We start from the raw sequence: 516 nt of genomic DNA, 5'->3' as shown, positions 1-516 counted from the left end.
TTCTTTTGCCAGACCAAGGCAGAAATCGATATCACCCGCCCTGTTAAACTGATCTCGATGAAGTAAAACCGGGTCTGTGTCAAAGGCGTCGATGATGCCGTAAAACTTTCCCTTGCCCGACAGCAGGAAAATGGGAATTTTCTCAGCAATACAGAACTGCATGGCCTGGGTGGTTATCTGGATGTTACCGAAAATCATGATCTGGTCCACCTTGATGGACAGTACTTTCTGCAGAACTTTACCTGAGCGACGAATGACAAAACGCTCCGACTCCTTCCCCAGCACGGTGCCCGGTTTGAAAAGGTAGAGGGTACGCAGCAGAGGATCATGATCGACCCCGGCAGCTGCGCCTGCTTCAAGTTCGGATTCATCGCCGGTGAGCAATTCCGGCGGCTCAATATCGGGGAAATCATCAGGGGCAATACCCGCCTGGCTAAAGGCATCGGCCATGGCGGTTCTTGTTGTTTGCTCTGGGGATTGTTCCTGTTGCGCAGGACCATTTAGGTCCCGACTGCT

1 protein-coding gene is annotated in these 516 nt (G+C 52.1%); it reads right to left on the bottom strand.

Annotation, left to right across the window (positions count from 1 at the left end):
- Positions 1 to 450 (bottom strand): CRISPR-associated endonuclease Cas1 (locus tag JWG39_RS16080; RefSeq protein WP_205220450.1); only part of this gene is annotated, 450 nt, incomplete at its 3' end.
- Between the last annotated feature and the right edge of the window lie 66 nt (positions 451 to 516).

This window comes from Desulforhopalus vacuolatus (genome assembly GCF_016918505.1).
GTDB lineage: Bacteria > Desulfobacterota > Desulfobulbia > Desulfobulbales > Desulfocapsaceae > Desulforhopalus > Desulforhopalus vacuolatus.
The sequence above is the reverse complement of the archived record's forward strand: the minus strand, read 5'-3'. Positions and strand labels throughout refer to the sequence as shown.